Consider the following 15,109-nt stretch of genomic DNA (forward strand, 5'->3'; position numbering starts at 1 on the left):
AAAGACCAGTGTTGATTAAAGACAGATGGTGGTCGAGCGTCCCATGTGGATCGCCGACCGGCCGGTCAGCGCGGTCCTGGCCAGCTGCACCAGCTGCTTCATCTTGCTCGATCCCGCATCCCAGTACTCGGCCGACTGGATGCGCACCCGGATCAGGGCCAGGTGCGGATCATCCACGCCCTTGGGGAACCAGCTGCGCGCGGCCGGCGTCCACAGTTCGCGCGCCTTGGCCTGGTCCTTGACCAGGAAGGCCTGGCCGGCAATCGACAAATAGAGCTGGCGCTCGGGATCGGAGAAGCTGATATTGACGTCGGGATGCGCAGGCAGGTCCAGCGTAAATGCGGCTTCGTCGCTGGCGAAGAACCAGAGATTGCCTTCGCTATCGATCTGCTGCGTGGTCAATGGCCGACTGGTGAGCATCTGGTCGGCGTCACAGGTGGTAAACATGCCAAAGCGCACGTCCTTGATCTTGGCAGCGATGGTTTGGATCTGGTCTTGCGAGTACAGCGGCATGGTGCGCCTCCACAGAAAATACAGGGTTTATGCCCAAGCTTAGGCGGTATTGCCCGGCATTTCCGTTAGCGTACACACGCAACTTTACATAGTAGTTACATCGGGTTGATTGACATCCTAAATGATAATTATTATCATTTCTGTTTGTGTCCATCTTGGCACGTTAATTTTCCTGAAGGATTACCGTTGAGTGCACCGCCCAACAGCAATGTTGCCCATGCTGCCCAAGCCAGCCGCGCTGTCTGGCTCAAGCACCTGCACCAGTGGCACTGGATCAGTTCGGCGTTGTGCCTGCTGGGCATGTTCCTGTTTTCCATCACCGGCATCACCCTCAACCACGCCTCGCAGATTGAAGCCAAGCCCACCATCACCCGGCTCGAGGCCACCGCGCCCGCCGCGCTGGTGACGCAGCTGCGTACCTATGCCGAGCAGCATGATGGCGCCAAGGAACCGCTGCCTGCCGCCGCCGAAGCGTGGCTCAAGGACACCTGGAAGGTGCAGGCCGGTGGCCGCGTGGCCGAGTGGTCGGCCGACGAGATCTATCTCGCCATGCCGCGCGCCGGCGGCGACGCCTGGGTGCGCATTGAGCTCGAAGGTGGCGCGGCCGAGTACGAAAAGACCGACCGTGGCTGGATTTCCTGGCTCAACGACGTCCACAAGGGCCGCAACACGGGCACGGCCTGGAACTGGTTCATCGACATTTTTGCCGTCATGTGCCTGGTGTTCTGCATGACCGGTTTGCTGATTTTGAAGTTCCACGCGGCCAAGCGGCCGTTCACCTGGCCGATGGTGGGCCTCGGTGTCCTGATTCCTGTCGTCATTGCTTTGCTGTTTATCCACTAACCGTAGTTAACCTCCAGGACTTCCATGAAATTACGTTATTCCATCGCCCTGAGTCTGCCACTGGCCAGCGCTTCGGCCATGGGCGCCGAGCTGGCCCTGAAAATCGATGTGCCGCAACTCAACGTCGCCGAATACCATCGCCCGTATATCGCCGCCTGGCTGGAAAACGCCGACCAGAAAGTGGTCACCAACCTGGCCGTCCTGTACGACACCGGCAAGAAAGACAACGCCGGCACCAAGTGGCTCAAGGACATGCGCCAGTGGTGGCGCAAGACCGGCCGCGATATCACCATGCCGCTCGACGGCGTCAGCGGCGCCACCAAGGCGCCCGGCGAAATTGCGTTGACCTTCCCGGCTGCCAAGGCGGGCCTGGACAAGCTGCCGGCCGGCCAGTACACGCTGTTCGTGGAAGCCGCGCGCGAAGCGGGTGGCCGCGAAGTGGTCAAAGTGCCGCTGCAATGGCCGCCGAAGTCGGCGCAAAAGGCCACCGGCCAGGGCAAGGAAGAACTGGGCGCGGTCGTCGTCCAACTGAAACCATAAGCGGATAATTTCATGAACAAATTCAACAAGACCCTGATTGCACTGGCACTGGCCGGCGCAACGTTCTCCGCCCACGCCCACAAGCCGTGGCTGCTGCCCACGTCCACCATCGTCGAGAGCCGCGACAACTGGGTCACCATCGACGCCGCCATTTCCGAAGGCCTGTTCGATGTCGATCACGTGCCGCTCAAGCTCGACGGCATCACCATCACCGGCCCGGACGGCGGCAAGGTGGACATGCAGAACGTCGCCAACGGCAAGCTGCGCAACAGCTTCGATCTCAAGCTGCCAAAGCCGGGTACCTACAAGATTGCCCTGGTGTCGCAAAACGTCTTCGCCAGCTACAAGGACAAGGCCGGCGAAATGAAACGCTTCCGTGGCAACGAAGAGACCTTCGCCAAGGACGTGCCGGCCGACGCTGCCGACCTCAAGGTATCGCGCACCCAGAGCCGCCTGGAAACGTTTGTCACCACAGGCGAACCCGACATGGCGGTGTTCAAGCCGACCGGCGTGGGCCTGGAACTGGTGCCGGTCACTCACCCGAACGACCTGCGCGCAGGTGAAAAAGCCACCTGGCGCTTCCTGCTCGACGGCAAACCGGCCGCCAACCAGGGCGTGAGCCTGATCCCGGGCGGCGTGCGCTATCGCGGCACGCTGGGCGAAATCCGCAAGAACACCGACGCCAACGGCGAGCTGTCGTTTGAGCTGCCGGCCGCCGGCATGTACATGGTGAGCAGCAGCTGGCCGGCAGCCACGCCGTCCAAGCCGGGGCAGCCGCCGCAAATGGCTGCGCGTCGCGCCAGCTACGCCGCCACCATCGAAATCCTGCCGGAATAAGGGTGATGCGCCGGGTTATCCTGCCTCATCATATTTCCGAGGATCCGGCGCCTGCTGGTGGCGTGCTCCGCGATTTCGCGGGGTTGAGCATGGGCACCAGCTGGTCGGTGCGACTGGTGGCCGCGCCGGCCCTGGTCACGTCCCATCTGCAACAGGGGCTGCAACAGCAGCTCGATGCCGTGGTGGCTGAAATGAGCCACTGGGAAACCGATTCCGATCTCGGGCGCTACAACCGCGCCCCGGCGGGCAGCTGGCAAGCGTTGCCGCCCGCCTTTTTCGACGTGCTGTCGTTCGCACTGGACGTGGCGCGCGCCAGCGGCGGCGCCTGCGACCCGTGTGCCGGCACGCTGGTCAACCTGTGGGGCTTCGGCCCGCACGGCAGGTTCGACCAACCCGACTTTACTGCACCGACGCCCGGCGCGATTGCCGCCGCGCGCGCCGACCTGGCCGCCGCGCGCCAGCACATGGTGCTCGAACCGGCGCCAGCGCGGCGCGCCTTGCAGCCAGGCGGCATCGAGCTCGACCTCTCGGCCGTGGCCAAGGGCTATGGCGTCGATCGGCTGGCCTACTACCTGAAAAGCCAGGGCATTGCGCACTTCGTGGTGGAAGTGGGCGGCGAGTTGCGCGGCGCCGGCGTCAAGCCCGACGGCCAGCCGTGGTGGGTGGCGCTCGAACAGGTAGACCCCGGCAGCGACGACCAACTGGTGCTGGCGCTGCACGGCCTGGCCGTGGCCACATCTGGCGACTACCGCCGCTACTTCGAGCGCGATGGCGTGCGCTACGCCCACACCATCGATCCGCGCAGCGGCATGCCGATCGCCAACGGGCTGGCCTCGGTGACGGTGATCCACGCGCAATGCATGGCAGCTGACGCCTGGTCCACCGCGCTGACGGTGCTGGGCCGGGTGGACGGGCTGGCGCTGGCCGAACGCCAGGGGCTGGCCGCGCGCTTCGTCGAACGCACGGTGGACCACGGCCATGTCACTTACAACGAATACCTGAGCACCCATTTACGCGGCATGCTGGACGAATGATCTGGACCAACGACCCCAACCGATTGATGCTGGTGGCCGCCTCGGCCGCCGCCTATGGCCTGGTGTGCCTGCTGCCGTACTTGCGCGCGCGCCGCAAGCGCCTGGCCGCCGTCCGCAGCAAGGCCGAGGCCGAAGCCGCAACTTCTCCCGGCTGGATCGTGGCCTACGCCAGCCAGACCGGCAACGCCGAGGAACTGGCCAGCCAGACCGTGGCGACCTTGCGCCTGGCCGGCATTCCGGCGCAACTGAGCGAATTGTCCGACCTGCATGCCGAAGATTTGCAGCGCGCCGAGCGCGTGCTGTTTTTGGTCAGCACCTACGGCGAGGGCGATGCGCCCGACGCAGGCGCCGCCTTTGCCGGGCGGCTGATGACCACGCAGCTGCCATTGCCGCAACTGCACTACGCGGTGCTGGCACTGGGCGACAGCGCCTACCAGCAGTTTTGCGGATTTGGCCGCGCGCTCGACGGCTGGCTGCAGGCGCAGGGCGCGCACAGCCTGTTTCCGCGCATCGATGTCGATCGTAGCGCCGATGCGGCCATCGGCCAGTGGCGCCAGCAACTGAGCCACCTGGCCGGCACCAGCGATGCGCCCGACTGGAGCGCGCCAGCGTACCAGCCGTGGACCCTGTCGGCGCGCCGCCTGCTCAACCCGGGCAGCGCCGGCGCCCCGGTGTACCACCTGGAACTGGCGCCGCCCGGGCCGTTGCCAGACTGGCAGTCGGGCGACCTGGTGCAGATATCGGCCCCGTCCGAAGCCGACCGCCCGCGCGAATACTCGATCGCTTCGATCCCGGCCGATGGCCGTGCGCATTTGCTGGTGCGCCTGCACAGCCATGCCGACGGCAGCCACGGCGTGGCGTCGGGCTGGCTCACGCAGCAGGCGCAAGTGGGCCAGATGGTGTCGCTGCGGCTGCGCGCGCACCGCCGCTTCCGCCTGGAAGACAACGCTGGCCGCCGCCTGATCCTGGTCGGCAACGGCAGCGGCATCGCCGGTCTGCGTGGCCATCTGCGTGCGCGCGCCCAGGCCGGGCAGGGCGGCAACTGGCTGTTGTTTGGCGAGCGCAATAGCGCGCATGACTTCCACTATCGTGAAGAACTGCAGGCGCTGCGCCAGGCCGGCCTGCTCGAGTTCGACATGGCCTGGTCGCGCGACGGTGGCGCCGCGCGCTACGTGCAAGACCTGCTGCCGGCGCACGCCGACAAGCTGCGCAGCTGGGTGGCCGATGGCGCGGCGATCTATGTGTGCGGCAGCCTCGACGGCATGGCCGCCGGCGTCGATGCCGCGCTGGCCAACGTCCTGGGCCACGCCGCGCTCGATGCCCTGGCCGCGGCGGGCCGTTACCGGCGCGACGTGTACTGACTGCGTACCGCAATTCGCGCAACGCAGAAAAGCCACCGGCGCACAAACGCCGGTGGCTTTTTTCCATGTTATGGATCAGTCCGCCCCAGCCTGTTCCAGCCCGCGCGCCAGGCTCGAGATGCTGGGGTTGTCGATGAATACGCACCGTTTGCCGTTGCGCTTGCAATAGTCCTTGACCCGCCAGTAAGCGCTGTGGCTGATGCAGCCGGTCTGGCAGATCACCAGGTCGGCGGCGGCCAGGCTGGCGTCGAGCCGGTTGGCATTGTCTTCCAGGCCGCCGTCGTGGTGCGAGAACTGCGCGCCTTCGCGCTCGATCAGCTCGCGGTAGGTGGCGACGTTGCCGCTGCGCCCACCCACGCACAACACCGCGCGTTCGCTCAGGCGCAGCGGCATCTTCATGACGTGTTCGACCACTTGCCGGGTTTCTTCCTGGATCGGCATGGCCGGCGCTTCCACCGCGCGCGCCAGTTCCAGTTTCAGCTCGGCGATCTGCTGGCGCATGGCGCGTTCGCGCTCGTCCATCTGCTGCAGGCGCTCGGCCAGCTTGGCGCGCGTTTCCAGTCCGGGGATCGACTCGCGCAGTTGTTCGAGCTCGGTGCGCAGCGAATCGACCAGGCTGTCCTTGCCCACCACTTGCGCGCGCAGCTGCATCAGCTGTGCTGCGTGTTTCTCGGCATCGGCGCTCTTTTCCGCCAGCAGGGCGGCGGCGCGCTGCTGCGACTTGGCCAGTTCCTGCGCCAGGCGGGTGTTGTCCTGCAAGGCGGCGTTGAACCTGGTGATGTCGGCGCGCACGCAGGCGCCGGCCTGGTGCTGCACCATGTGCAGGTCGCGGCACATCTGTTCTTCCACCTCGGGGCTGCAACGCGGGTGGGTGAGGCCAGCCCAGAAAGCGCCAGCGACATCGCCGGCTGCGACGGCGGCGCGCCACAGGTCGGCCACCTGTTCGGTGGTCTTGGCGGCGCGGAAGCGCAGCAGCACCGGGGCGTAACGGCGTTCCAGTTCCTTTTGCAGCGCCTCGGACAGGCGGTTGCGGGTGGCGCACTCGGTGACCGCGCCGACGTGCACTTCGTAATCGTCGGCCAGCACCTTGCCGTTGGTGACCTTATCGACCAGCTTGCGCAGCACGCCGAGCGGGAAACCGACTCCGACCAGCGGGCAATGGCAGGCGTGGCCCAGTTCCCACAGGCGCCGGCGGCGCGAGGCCTGGGCCTCGTGCGCCTCGGCGTTGGCGCTGGCGACGTTGTGGATCACCGGTCTTACCGGGTGCAGCACCTGCTGTGCTTGCTGCGTCGGCTCGGACTGCGGACCGGGCCGGCTTGATACCGGCCCGACTGCTGGCGTCGCGTTAGCGGTGGCAGTAACCGCGCGGCCAGCCATTTGCGGCATGGCGGCGGCGATGATCGCCGCCAGGGGATCGTGTTTCTCGCACATGTGATGAGCTCCGCGTCAGGCCGTGGCGGGCGTGTTGCGGGCACGCGCCATGATGCGGCTGAGGAAATTGGTCTTGTCCTGCTCCTGCAGGTTGCGCTCCACCACCGTGGCCCACTGCTCTTGCAGTTGCTGGCAGGTGGCGCGCAGCACCGGCGCCAGGTCGGGCAGGCTGGCCAGCGCCTTCAGGTGGCGCTCGATCACCGACGCCAGCTTGATGCAACCGCCGTCATGGTCGTTGCCGGCCGTGTAGTGCGACATCAGGTGCAGCACTGCCGAAAGCATCAGCTCGGGGTGATGGCCGCCTTGCGACGGCGCGAGGAAAATCGGGTTGCTACGGTCTAGGTGGATGGCCATCAAACGCTCCTGGGTCGAAAAAGAGAGTTCAGCTGGCTATGCAGGTTGGCTGGCAAACTCGAAGGGGAGAGTGGGCGCGCGGGGCAGCGCGCCCGGTTTCACGCACAGTGAAGTTTAAGCAGTCAGGATCAGCTTGTTGAGCTGGGTGACGCGCAGGCGGTAGACGCGGCCCGCATGTTCGATTTCGAGTTCGCGGCCGCCCTCCATCAGCCCGGCGCTGCTGATGCGCTTGATTGGCGAGACAGCCGAAACCACCGACACGACGGCGGGAGCGGGACGGACATTCATGACAGGTTGGGTCATAGGCAGGGCGGTAGGCATCGTCATTTCTCCTTTAAATAAGAATGATTCGTATTTGCATTCATTATTGTGGAAGGCGCGATGGAATGCAAGCGGTTTTTTTAGCGGAAAGGCAAAAAAAAGCCCGGCACTGAAGGCCGGGCACAAGGCTGGGTTAGAGCTAGGTGATAGGACATCGATAAACCTACTGCGCGGACCGCTCGCTACGGTTTATCGATGCCCCGAAAATTTACAGCGCCGCCAGCAATTGCGCCGGGGTGGCTGCTTCGTTCTTGCTCCTGGCTGCCGCCAGTTGCTTGGCGCGGGTGCGCGAGGGTGGCAGGCGACGCAGGGTTTTCAGTGCTTCGGCATCCTTGATGCCGATGGTGCGCTGATCTACGCTGATCAGGCCGATTTCGTTGAAGGCCGACAGCGTGCGGCTGACGGTTTCCAGCGTAAGGCCCAGGTAGCTGCCGATCTCGTGGCGGGTCATGCGCAGGTTGAACAGCTTGGCCGAATAACCCATCTGGGCGAAGCGGTCGGCCAGCGTGACCAGGAAGCGCGCCACGCGGGCCTCGGCAGACAGCGCGCCCAGCATGCCGATCATGGCCTGCTCGCGGACCAGTTCGCGGCTCATGACGCCGTACATCATGTTTTCCAGTTCCAGGTGCACGCGGCCCAGCGCCGTGAGTTTTTTGAACGGCAGCAGGATCAGGTCGCAATCGGACAGCGCCACCGCTTCCGACGAGTAATGGCGGGTGTGGATGCCATCGACGCCGAGCATGTCGCCCTTCATCGGAAAGCTCAGCACCTGCTCGTTGCCGAATTCGTCGATGAGCACGGTTTTCAGGAAACCGGAATTGACGATGTACAGGGTGTCGAACGGTTGGCCGATGGTGTGGATGCGCTGGCCGGTTTTGAACTGCACGTGCTGGAACAGCAACTCCTCGGTGGTGACCGACACTGCCGACGGAATGTGCAGCAAATCGCACACTTCCTTGAGGTTGGACCAAAGGCGCCCCTGACGCTGGCGGCCGGCTTCCATCGACGACGATTGCAGGGTCGTCGTGACCGGGCGAATTTCAGACGCTTGCGTTGACAGCATGGTGAGCTCCTGTGTGCACGTTACAGTTCGAATCAATGGAGGGATGCCGCCCGGTGCCTTACTTGGTGCCGTGCAACATGAACAGTGATTTCAGTATGCCAACAGGGGCCGGGGCTGGATATCAGCAATGGCTGAATCTGACCGTAGGAGCGCACGCAGGTTTGTAGGAGAAATCCTACTGGAGGAGGGGGATTCAGGTTTTGAACGGCGACAGCAGGCGATGCGCTACGGCATATTGAACCATTTCGGACAGCGAGCTCATCCCCATTTTTTGCATGATGCGGGTTTTATGGGTGCTGACAGTCTTCACGCTCAGGTGCAGGCCGTTGGCGATTTCGGTGATCGACTTGCCAGCGACGAGCAGCGAAAAGACCTCGAATTCGCGGTCGGACAGCTGTTTATGCAACAGGCTTTCGTTGGGCATCATGATATTGAGCGCCAGTTGCTCGGCCACCTCGGTGCTGATGTAGGGCCGGCCCGAGGCCACCTTGCGGATCGCGCCGACCAGCTGGGTGCCGGCGCTTTCCTTGGTCAGATAGCCCTGGGCGCCGGCGCGGATCGCCCGCACCGCGTATTGCTCTTCCTCGTGCATGGTCAGTATGAGAATGGCCAGCTTGGGCGCCTCGGCCTTGATCTGGCGTATCAGGTCGACCCCGCTGCGCCCTGGCATCGACAGATCGAGCATCAGCAGGTCGAAGCCGCCCTGGCGCACGTGGCTCAGCACTTCGAAGCCATCGATGGCCTCGCCGACGATGTCGATGTCGGGCGCGCCGTCGAGGATGCGCTTGAGCCCTTCGCGCATGATGGTGTGGTCGTCTGCGATAACTATTCTGATCATCGGGGTCGCTTGCGTGCGAAGGTGAATAGAGTAACAGTATTGCGATTGAATTAATCTTGTGATGCTACTACAAATAGTTACCGTACGGCCTAATTTTTGTACTCGGGTTCGGCGATCAGGCGGTGCACGAGTACGGGAATGCGTGATTGCGACAACACCTTGTTGGTCACACTACCGAGCAGTAACTGGCCCCAGCCGCTGCGCCCGTGCGAACCGATAAAGATCAGGTCGCAACCGTGCTTGACACCGGCGGCGACGATCTCGGTGGCTGCGCTTTCGGCAAACGTGGTGAGGGCGGTACAGCGGATGTTGCGTTGCAAACACGCTTGCACCACGTCGCGCGTGTGCTCGTCGCCAGCACGCAGCAGGGCGGCGCGGTATTCCTCCTCACTGGGATAGCTGGGCGGAATGATTTCAACGTAGATCGGGTACTGGTAGGCGGGCGCCACGAACAGGACCAATACCTCCGCGCCAAGCTGCTCGGCAAACGTCACGCCGGCGCAGGCGGTCTTGCTGGAGACGGAAGAACCGTCGGTCGTGATCAGGATTTTTCGGTACATGGGGAACTCCCGGAAAGATAAGGCACGCGTTTCATTGTAGACGCGATTTACATTATTGCTAGTATGCAAAGAGTTGATGTTTGTCAAACACATCCACTTTGCCGGGCACAAACGTGTTGGCTGTCGCTGCTTTTTTTGCACACGAGCATTAGTTTTGTGTCCCAAGCTGTACGTTGGGCTGACATCCGGTGATAGTATCTCCAAATACAACGGAATGTGACGCCGTGCCGGTAATGATCGGTGGCTTGTTTGGCACATCCGGCGCGGCCCTGCTACACTCGCGATAGTGTTTTATTGCCGTGCATCATCATCGTGGGGCAGCAATTTTACAAATTATGGAGAAGCACGGATTATGACCAACGCCGCTGACGATTTCGACGCCTTATTTGAAGAAGTGTCCGCCCAAAGCAAGAATGCCGCGCCAGCTCCAGCGCCGGCCCCCGCCCCAGCACCGGCAGCAGCCGAAGACGACCTGGAAAGCCTGTTCGACCAGGTGTCCTCTGGTGCTGCAGTGAGCGCTCCGTCCCCGGCTCCTGCCGCTGTGGCCGCCGGACCTGCTGCCGCTGCCGAAGGCGGAGAGGGCGCCGAAGGCGATGGCACCGACAAGCCGATGTTCGAACGCCTGGGCGGCATTGTGCGCCTGCTGCACGACTCGCTGCGCGAACTGGGCTACGACAAGGCGCTGACCGAAGCGTCGTCGCAGATCAACGACGCCCAGGACCGCCTCGAATACGTCGCCTCGCTGACCGAGCAGGCCGCCAACAAGGTGCTCAATACGCTCGACGAAGCCATGCCCGACCAGGACACGCTGTCGAAGCAATCGAAGGACATGGAAAACCGCTGGGCCGACCTGTTCGCAGGCAAGCTGAGCCTGGACCAGTTCAAGCAGCTGGCCGGCGACTCGCAGGCCTTCGCCGCTGCCGTCTCGGCCGCCACCGAAACCGAGAAGGCCCGCCTGCTCGAGATCATGATGGCCCAGGACTTCCAGGACATCACCGGCCAGCTGATCAAGAAAGTGGTGATTATCACCAAGACCGTCGAGGCCGAACTGGCGCAACTGCTGCGCGACAACGCACCGCCTGATGTGCGCGAGAAAATCGCCCAGAAGGAAGTAAACTTGATGACCGGTCCATCGACGCCTACCGTGGCGCTGAGCCAGGACAGCGTGGACGATCTGCTTGCCGATCTGGGGTTCTAATGGACGATATGCTCAAGGATTTCGTCGTCGAGGCGATGGATCTTGCGGTCAACGTGGAAGAGCACCTGCTGGCGCTCGAACGCGATCCTGACAACAAGGAAACCCTCAACGCGGTGTTCCGTTCCTTCCACACCATTAAAGGTGGCGCCGGTTTCATGGGCCTGCCGGCGATGGTGACGGCCTGTCACCTGACCGAAAACCTGTTCGACGCGCTGCGCACCGGCGCCGCGCCGGTGACGCCGCTGGCGATCGAAGCGGCGCTGCAAGCGTCCGGCTTCGTGGCCGACCAGCTGGCCGAACTGAACAACGGCGCCCAGCCGGACAGCCTGCCGGCCCTGCCGCAGGACCTGGAAAGCCTGCTCAATGACGCCATCGCCGGCAAGGCCAGCACGCCTGCTGCCGCGCCTGTCGCTGCACCGGCTCCGGCGCCAGCCCCTGTCGCTGCCGCCCCGGTGGCCGTGGCCGCAGTTGCCGCCGCCACCACTGCCACCACCTCGCCCGACGGCCTGAACTGGGAAGCCATGTACGAAGCAGTGATGCCGGCCGGTAGTTATACCCGTCCGGCTACCGCCGCTGTGGCAGCCGCACCGGCCGCCGCCGTGGCCGCGCCTGCTGCCGCTGCCTCTGCCGCTGCTGCGCCGGTCGCCGCCGCTGCCGAGGTGGTACCAGTCGTGGCCGCGCGCCGCGAAGCGCCGGAAAAACGTGACGAACGTCCGCAAAGCGCCCCCGCCAAAGAAGAGTCGATTCGCATCGATGCTGTTAAACTGGATGCCTTGCTCGAAGTGGCGGGCGAATCGGTGCAGGCCGCCAACCAGGCAGCTGTGCTGCTCGAACGCCTGATGCAGTTCAAATTCGAGGGCCAGGCACAGACCCTGATGGCCACGCTGGCAGAAACACTGGAACGGGCGTCGCGCTACTCGACCGAGTTGCAGCGCGCCACGCTGGCCACCCGCATGCAACCGGTGGGCCGCCTGTTCCAGAAATTCCCGCGCCTGGTGCGTGAGCTGGCCAAGGATTTGGGCAAGGAAGTGGAACTGACCATCGAAGGCGCGGAGACCGAAGTCGATCGCGTGGTCGTGGACAGCCTGTATGATCCGCTGGTGCACATGTTGCGCAATTCGCTGGACCACGGCGTCGAGTCGCCGGCCGATCGCTTAGCTGCCGGCAAGCCCGCCAAGTCGTATATTTCGCTCAAGGCGTGGCAGGAAGCCAACAGCGTGATGATCGTGCTGCAGGATGACGGCAAGGGCATGGACCCGGTGATGTTGCGCGCCAAGGCGCAGCAAAAGGGGCTGATCAGCGAATCGGCCAACCTGACCACCGAGGAGTGCTACCAGCTGGTGTTCCTGCCGGGCTTCTCGACCAAGGAAGTGGCGTCGAGCGTGTCGGGCCGTGGCGTGGGCATGGACGTGGTGAAAACCGCTGTCGAGAAAAACCGTGGCGCGATCAATATCGAGTCCGGCCTCGGCAAGGGCACCAAGTTCTCGATCCGCCTGCCGATCGAGCTGTCGATCGTGCCGACCATGCTGGTGTCCACCTCCGGCGCGGCGCTGGCGCTGCCGATGGCGGTGGTGCAACGCGTGGTGGAATTGCCGGAAGTGTTCATGGAAGTGGGCGGTGCTCCGGTCCTCAAGGACCAGGGCCGTCCGCTGCCGGTGCGCTCGCTGGCCGACTCGCTCGGCTACGAGAGCTGCCGCGAGAAGGTCGGTATTGTTGTCTCTGCACCACAGCCATACATCCTGGCCGTGGAAGCGGTCGATGGCACTGCCGACCTGGTAATTAAACCGATGACCGCGATTACCGTCGAGGGCATTACCGGTACCGCGCGTTCGGCCGAAGGCGAACTGGTACTGGTAGTCGGCCTATCGTTCCTAATGGATGGTTGTCGAGGTAGTGTACGCATGGCGGCTTGAGTCGGTAGACCGAGCCAGCAACATCAAAAGCCTGCGAATATGCAGGCTTTTTTTTTGCAGTTTTTTTACAGATTTTCTTTAGGCGTTATAGGCAGTGCAGGAAAATGCGGAACCGCGCGGGCTCACGAGGCCAGCCTCCGGCGGCTGCTTTCCATTTGCACACTATGGCATAATCAAACAGCATCACTCACACAGGCTGTAGCTGCACACATCATGATGAAGACGCTTTACGACAAACTCTGGGACTCGCACGTGGTCAAGGCCGAAGAAGACGGCACCACGATCCTCTACATCGACCGCCACCTGGTGCACGAAGTGACCAGTCCGCAAGCCTTCGACGGCTTGCGCGAGGCGGGCCGCACACCGTGGCGCGTCTCGGCCAACCTGGCCGTGGCCGACCACAACGTGCCGACCACCGCGCGCGTGGACGGCATCGCCGATCCGGTCTCGCGCCTGCAAGTGGAAACGCTCGACAAGAACGCCAAGGCCTTCGGCCTCACGTACTTCAACATGAACGACAAGCGCCAGGGCATCGTCCACGTGATCGGCCCGGAGCAGGGCGCTACCTTGCCGGGCATGACGGTGGTCTGCGGCGACTCGCACACGTCCACCCACGGCGCGTTCGGCGCGCTGGCGCACGGCATCGGCACGTCCGAAGTCGAGCACGTGCTGGCCACGCAAACGCTGCTGCAAAAGAAATCGAAAGCCATGCTGGTGCAGGTGGACGGCGCGCTGCCGGCCGGCGTCACCGCCAAGGACATCGTGCTGGCCATTATCGGCAAGATCGGCACGGCCGGCGGCACCGGTTACTGTATCGAGTTCGGCGGTTCCACCATTCGTGCGCTGTCGATGGAAGGGCGCATGACGGTCTGCAATATGGCGATCGAAGCGGGCGCGCGCGCCGGCATCATCGGCGTGGACGACACCACCATCGATTACGTCAAGGGCCGGCCGTTCTCGCCCGCCGGTCCGCACTGGGACCTGGCCGTCAACTACTGGCGCACGCTGCACTCGGACCCTGGCGCGAAATTCGACCTGGTGGTCACGCTCGACGCCGCCCAGATCAAGCCGCAGGTCACCTGGGGCACCTCGCCCGAGATGGTCGTGGCGATCGACGGCCGGGTACCGGATCCCGACCAGGAAAAAGACAGCGTCAAGCGCGACGCCATGGAAAAGGCGCTGGTGTACATGAACCTCAAGCCCAACACGGCGATCGAGGACATCCGCATCGACAAGGTGTTCATCGGTTCCTGCACCAACTCGCGCATCGAAGACTTGCGCGCGGCCGCTGCTGTCGTGCGCGGCAAGCAGCGCGCGTCCAACGTCAAGCTGGCGATGGTGGTGCCGGGTTCGGGCCTGGTCAAGGAGCAGGCCGAGCGCGAAGGCCTCGATCGCATCTTCAAGGATGCCGGCTTCGAATGGCGCGAGCCCGGCTGCTCGATGTGCCTGGCGATGAACGCCGACCGCCTGGAACCGGGCGAGCGCTGCGCTTCCACGTCGAACCGCAATTTCGAAGGCCGCCAGGGCCAGGGCGGACGCACCCACCTGGTGTCGCCGGCGATGGCCGCCGCTGCCGGCATTGCCGGCCACTTTGTCGACGTGCGCGGCGTGCGCTGACCAACCTACCGAACGAGATCATGGAAAAATTTACCATTTATGAAGGCCTGGTCGCGCCGCTGGACCGCGCCAATGTCGACACCGACGCCATCATTCCCAAGCAGTTTTTGAAGTCGATCCACCGCACCGGTTTCGGCCCCAACCTGTTCGACGAGTGGCGCTACCTCGACCACGGCGAACCGGGCATGGACAACAGCAACCGCCCGCTGAACCCTGACTTCGTGCTGAACGAAGCGCGTTACCAGGGTGCGTCGATTTTGCTCACCCGTAAAAACTTCGGCTGCGGTTCGTCGCGCGAGCACGCGCCGTGGGCGCTGGACCAGTACGGCTTCCGCGCGATCATCGCCTCGTCGTTTGCCGACATCTTCTTTAATAATTGCTACAAGAGCGGCTTGCTGCCGATCGTTTTACCCGAAGCGCAGATCGATCATCTGTTCAATGAAGTCAAGGCCTTCCCCGGTTACCGCCTGGTGGTGGACCTTGAACAGCAACGCATTTCCACCAGCAACGGCAGCGTCTCGTATCCCTTCGAGATCGACGCCTTCCGCAAATATTGCCTGATGAACGGGCTCGACGATATCGGCCTGACACTGCGTCATGCCGACGTTATCCGCGGCTTCGAAGAGCGCCATCTGGCAACCCAACCCTGGTTGGCCAACGTTATCTGAGACAGAACCTTGAGACAG

16 protein-coding genes are annotated in these 15,109 nt (G+C 63.6%); 9 read left to right on the forward strand and 7 right to left on the reverse strand.

Going from position 1 to position 15,109, the window contains the following annotated elements:
* Window positions 1-15: 15 nt before the first annotated feature.
* Window positions 16-513: a pyridoxamine 5'-phosphate oxidase family protein gene (locus J2X54_RS24205; protein WP_310184357.1), complete on the reverse strand. Its 498-nt coding sequence runs from the start codon at window positions 511-513 to the stop codon at window positions 16-18.
* A gap of 186 nt (window positions 514-699) precedes the next feature.
* Between J2X54_RS24205 and J2X54_RS24210 the strand changes: the two genes are divergently transcribed.
* The 5 genes from J2X54_RS24210 to J2X54_RS24230 are packed head-to-tail and all read left to right on the forward strand — an operon-like array spanning window position 700 to window position 5,128.
* Window positions 700-1,356: a PepSY-associated TM helix domain-containing protein gene (locus J2X54_RS24210; protein WP_310184358.1), complete on the forward strand. Its 657-nt coding sequence runs from the start codon at window positions 700-702 to the stop codon at window positions 1,354-1,356.
* Between the two features lie 24 nt (window positions 1,357-1,380).
* Complete coding sequence (locus tag J2X54_RS24215; protein WP_310184359.1) at window positions 1,381-1,896, forward strand: DUF2271 domain-containing protein; 516 nt, start codon at window positions 1,381-1,383, stop codon at window positions 1,894-1,896.
* A 12-nt stretch (window positions 1,897-1,908) separates the two neighbouring features.
* The gene (locus J2X54_RS24220; protein ID WP_310184360.1) at window positions 1,909-2,733 is read left to right on the forward strand and encodes a DUF4198 domain-containing protein; all 825 of its coding nucleotides are present in this window, start codon (window positions 1,909-1,911) and stop codon (window positions 2,731-2,733) included.
* A 5-nt stretch (window positions 2,734-2,738) separates the two neighbouring features.
* On the forward strand, window positions 2,739-3,767 hold the full coding sequence (locus J2X54_RS24225; protein ID WP_310184361.1) for an FAD:protein FMN transferase: 1,029 nt from the start codon (window positions 2,739-2,741) through the stop codon (window positions 3,765-3,767).
* Window positions 3,764-5,128 carry a sulfite reductase subunit alpha gene (locus J2X54_RS24230; protein ID WP_310184362.1) on the forward strand — a complete coding sequence of 455 codons (1,365 nt, stop codon included), beginning with the start codon at window positions 3,764-3,766 and terminating at the stop codon, window positions 5,126-5,128. Before J2X54_RS24225 ends, J2X54_RS24230 begins: the two co-directional genes overlap by 4 nt.
* A gap of 75 nt (window positions 5,129-5,203) precedes the next feature.
* On the opposite strand, the gene J2X54_RS24235 is transcribed toward J2X54_RS24230, so the two are convergent.
* The 6 genes from J2X54_RS24235 to J2X54_RS24260 all read right to left on the reverse strand — a co-directional run bounded on the left by J2X54_RS24235 (window position 5,204) and on the right by J2X54_RS24260 (window position 9,695).
* Complete coding sequence (locus J2X54_RS24235) at window positions 5,204-6,559, reverse strand: DUF2325 domain-containing protein (protein ID WP_310184363.1); 1,356 nt, start codon at window positions 6,557-6,559, stop codon at window positions 5,204-5,206.
* Between the two features lie 15 nt (window positions 6,560-6,574).
* Window positions 6,575-6,913, reverse strand: coding sequence for a hypothetical protein (locus J2X54_RS24240; RefSeq protein WP_404990957.1), 339 nt, complete (start codon window positions 6,911-6,913; stop codon window positions 6,575-6,577).
* A gap of 114 nt (window positions 6,914-7,027) precedes the next feature.
* Window positions 7,028-7,201: a hemin uptake protein HemP gene (hemP, locus tag J2X54_RS24245; protein ID WP_229255361.1), complete on the reverse strand. Its 174-nt coding sequence runs from the start codon at window positions 7,199-7,201 to the stop codon at window positions 7,028-7,030.
* A gap of 241 nt (window positions 7,202-7,442) precedes the next feature.
* A complete protein-coding gene (locus tag J2X54_RS24250) occupies window positions 7,443-8,237 on the reverse strand; it encodes a helix-turn-helix domain-containing protein (RefSeq protein WP_310184388.1) in 795 nt (264 codons plus the stop codon).
* A 253-nt stretch (window positions 8,238-8,490) separates the two neighbouring features.
* Window positions 8,491-9,135: a response regulator transcription factor gene (locus J2X54_RS24255; RefSeq protein ID WP_070248918.1), complete on the reverse strand. Its 645-nt coding sequence runs from the start codon at window positions 9,133-9,135 to the stop codon at window positions 8,491-8,493.
* A gap of 89 nt (window positions 9,136-9,224) precedes the next feature.
* Complete coding sequence (locus J2X54_RS24260) at window positions 9,225-9,695, reverse strand: universal stress protein (protein ID WP_070248919.1); 471 nt, start codon at window positions 9,693-9,695, stop codon at window positions 9,225-9,227.
* A 352-nt stretch (window positions 9,696-10,047) separates the two neighbouring features.
* Between J2X54_RS24260 and J2X54_RS24265 the strand changes: the two genes are divergently transcribed.
* The 4 genes from J2X54_RS24265 (at window position 10,048) to leuD (ending at window position 15,091) form a co-directional block, all read left to right on the forward strand.
* On the forward strand, window positions 10,048-10,893 hold the full coding sequence (locus tag J2X54_RS24265; protein WP_310184364.1) for a protein phosphatase CheZ: 846 nt from the start codon (window positions 10,048-10,050) through the stop codon (window positions 10,891-10,893).
* Complete coding sequence (locus J2X54_RS24270; protein WP_310184365.1) at window positions 10,893-12,806, forward strand: chemotaxis protein CheA; 1,914 nt, start codon at window positions 10,893-10,895, stop codon at window positions 12,804-12,806. Before J2X54_RS24265 ends, J2X54_RS24270 begins: the two co-directional genes overlap by 1 nt.
* A gap of 213 nt (window positions 12,807-13,019) precedes the next feature.
* A complete protein-coding gene (gene leuC / locus J2X54_RS24275) occupies window positions 13,020-14,423 on the forward strand; it encodes a 3-isopropylmalate dehydratase large subunit (RefSeq protein WP_070246003.1) in 1,404 nt (467 codons plus the stop codon).
* Between the two features lie 20 nt (window positions 14,424-14,443).
* The gene (gene leuD, locus J2X54_RS24280) at window positions 14,444-15,091 is read left to right on the forward strand and encodes a 3-isopropylmalate dehydratase small subunit (protein WP_019922670.1); all 648 of its coding nucleotides are present in this window, start codon (window positions 14,444-14,446) and stop codon (window positions 15,089-15,091) included.
* The last annotated feature ends 18 nt before the right edge of the window (window positions 15,092-15,109 follow it).

It is taken from the genome of Duganella sp. 3397 (assembly GCF_031456625.1).
Classification (GTDB): domain Bacteria; phylum Pseudomonadota; class Gammaproteobacteria; order Burkholderiales; family Burkholderiaceae_D; genus Rugamonas; species Rugamonas phyllosphaerae.

What these genes read in the sequence shown, in the direction of transcription:
- J2X54_RS24205 (WP_310184357.1), bottom strand. Translation starts at nt 513, where the DNA reads ATGCCGCTGTACTCGCAAGACCAGATCCAAACCATCGCTGCCAAGATC.
- J2X54_RS24215 (WP_310184359.1), top strand. Translation starts at nt 1,381, where the DNA reads ATGAAATTACGTTATTCCATCGCCCTGAGTCTGCCACTGGCCAGCGCT.
- J2X54_RS24220 (WP_310184360.1), top strand. Translation starts at nt 1,909, where the DNA reads ATGAACAAATTCAACAAGACCCTGATTGCACTGGCACTGGCCGGCGCA.
- J2X54_RS24225 (WP_310184361.1), top strand. Translation starts at nt 2,739, where the DNA reads ATGCGCCGGGTTATCCTGCCTCATCATATTTCCGAGGATCCGGCGCCT.
- J2X54_RS24230 (WP_310184362.1), top strand. Translation starts at nt 3,764, where the DNA reads ATGATCTGGACCAACGACCCCAACCGATTGATGCTGGTGGCCGCCTCG.
- J2X54_RS24235 (WP_310184363.1), bottom strand. Translation starts at nt 6,559, where the DNA reads ATGTGCGAGAAACACGATCCCCTGGCGGCGATCATCGCCGCCGCCATG.
- J2X54_RS24240 (WP_404990957.1), bottom strand. Translation starts at nt 6,913, where the DNA reads ATGGCCATCCACCTAGACCGTAGCAACCCGATTTTCCTCGCGCCGTCG.
- hemP (WP_229255361.1), bottom strand. Translation starts at nt 7,201, where the DNA reads ATGAATGTCCGTCCCGCTCCCGCCGTCGTGTCGGTGGTTTCGGCTGTC.
- J2X54_RS24250 (WP_310184388.1), bottom strand. Translation starts at nt 8,237, where the DNA reads ATGGAAGCCGGCCGCCAGCGTCAGGGGCGCCTTTGGTCCAACCTCAAG.
- J2X54_RS24255 (WP_070248918.1), bottom strand. Translation starts at nt 9,135, where the DNA reads ATGATCAGAATAGTTATCGCAGACGACCACACCATCATGCGCGAAGGG.
- J2X54_RS24260 (WP_070248919.1), bottom strand. Translation starts at nt 9,695, where the DNA reads ATGTACCGAAAAATCCTGATCACGACCGACGGTTCTTCCGTCTCCAGC.
- J2X54_RS24265 (WP_310184364.1), top strand. Translation starts at nt 10,048, where the DNA reads ATGACCAACGCCGCTGACGATTTCGACGCCTTATTTGAAGAAGTGTCC.
- J2X54_RS24270 (WP_310184365.1), top strand. Translation starts at nt 10,893, where the DNA reads ATGGACGATATGCTCAAGGATTTCGTCGTCGAGGCGATGGATCTTGCG.
- leuC (WP_070246003.1), top strand. Translation starts at nt 13,020, where the DNA reads ATGATGAAGACGCTTTACGACAAACTCTGGGACTCGCACGTGGTCAAG.
- leuD (WP_019922670.1), top strand. Translation starts at nt 14,444, where the DNA reads ATGGAAAAATTTACCATTTATGAAGGCCTGGTCGCGCCGCTGGACCGC.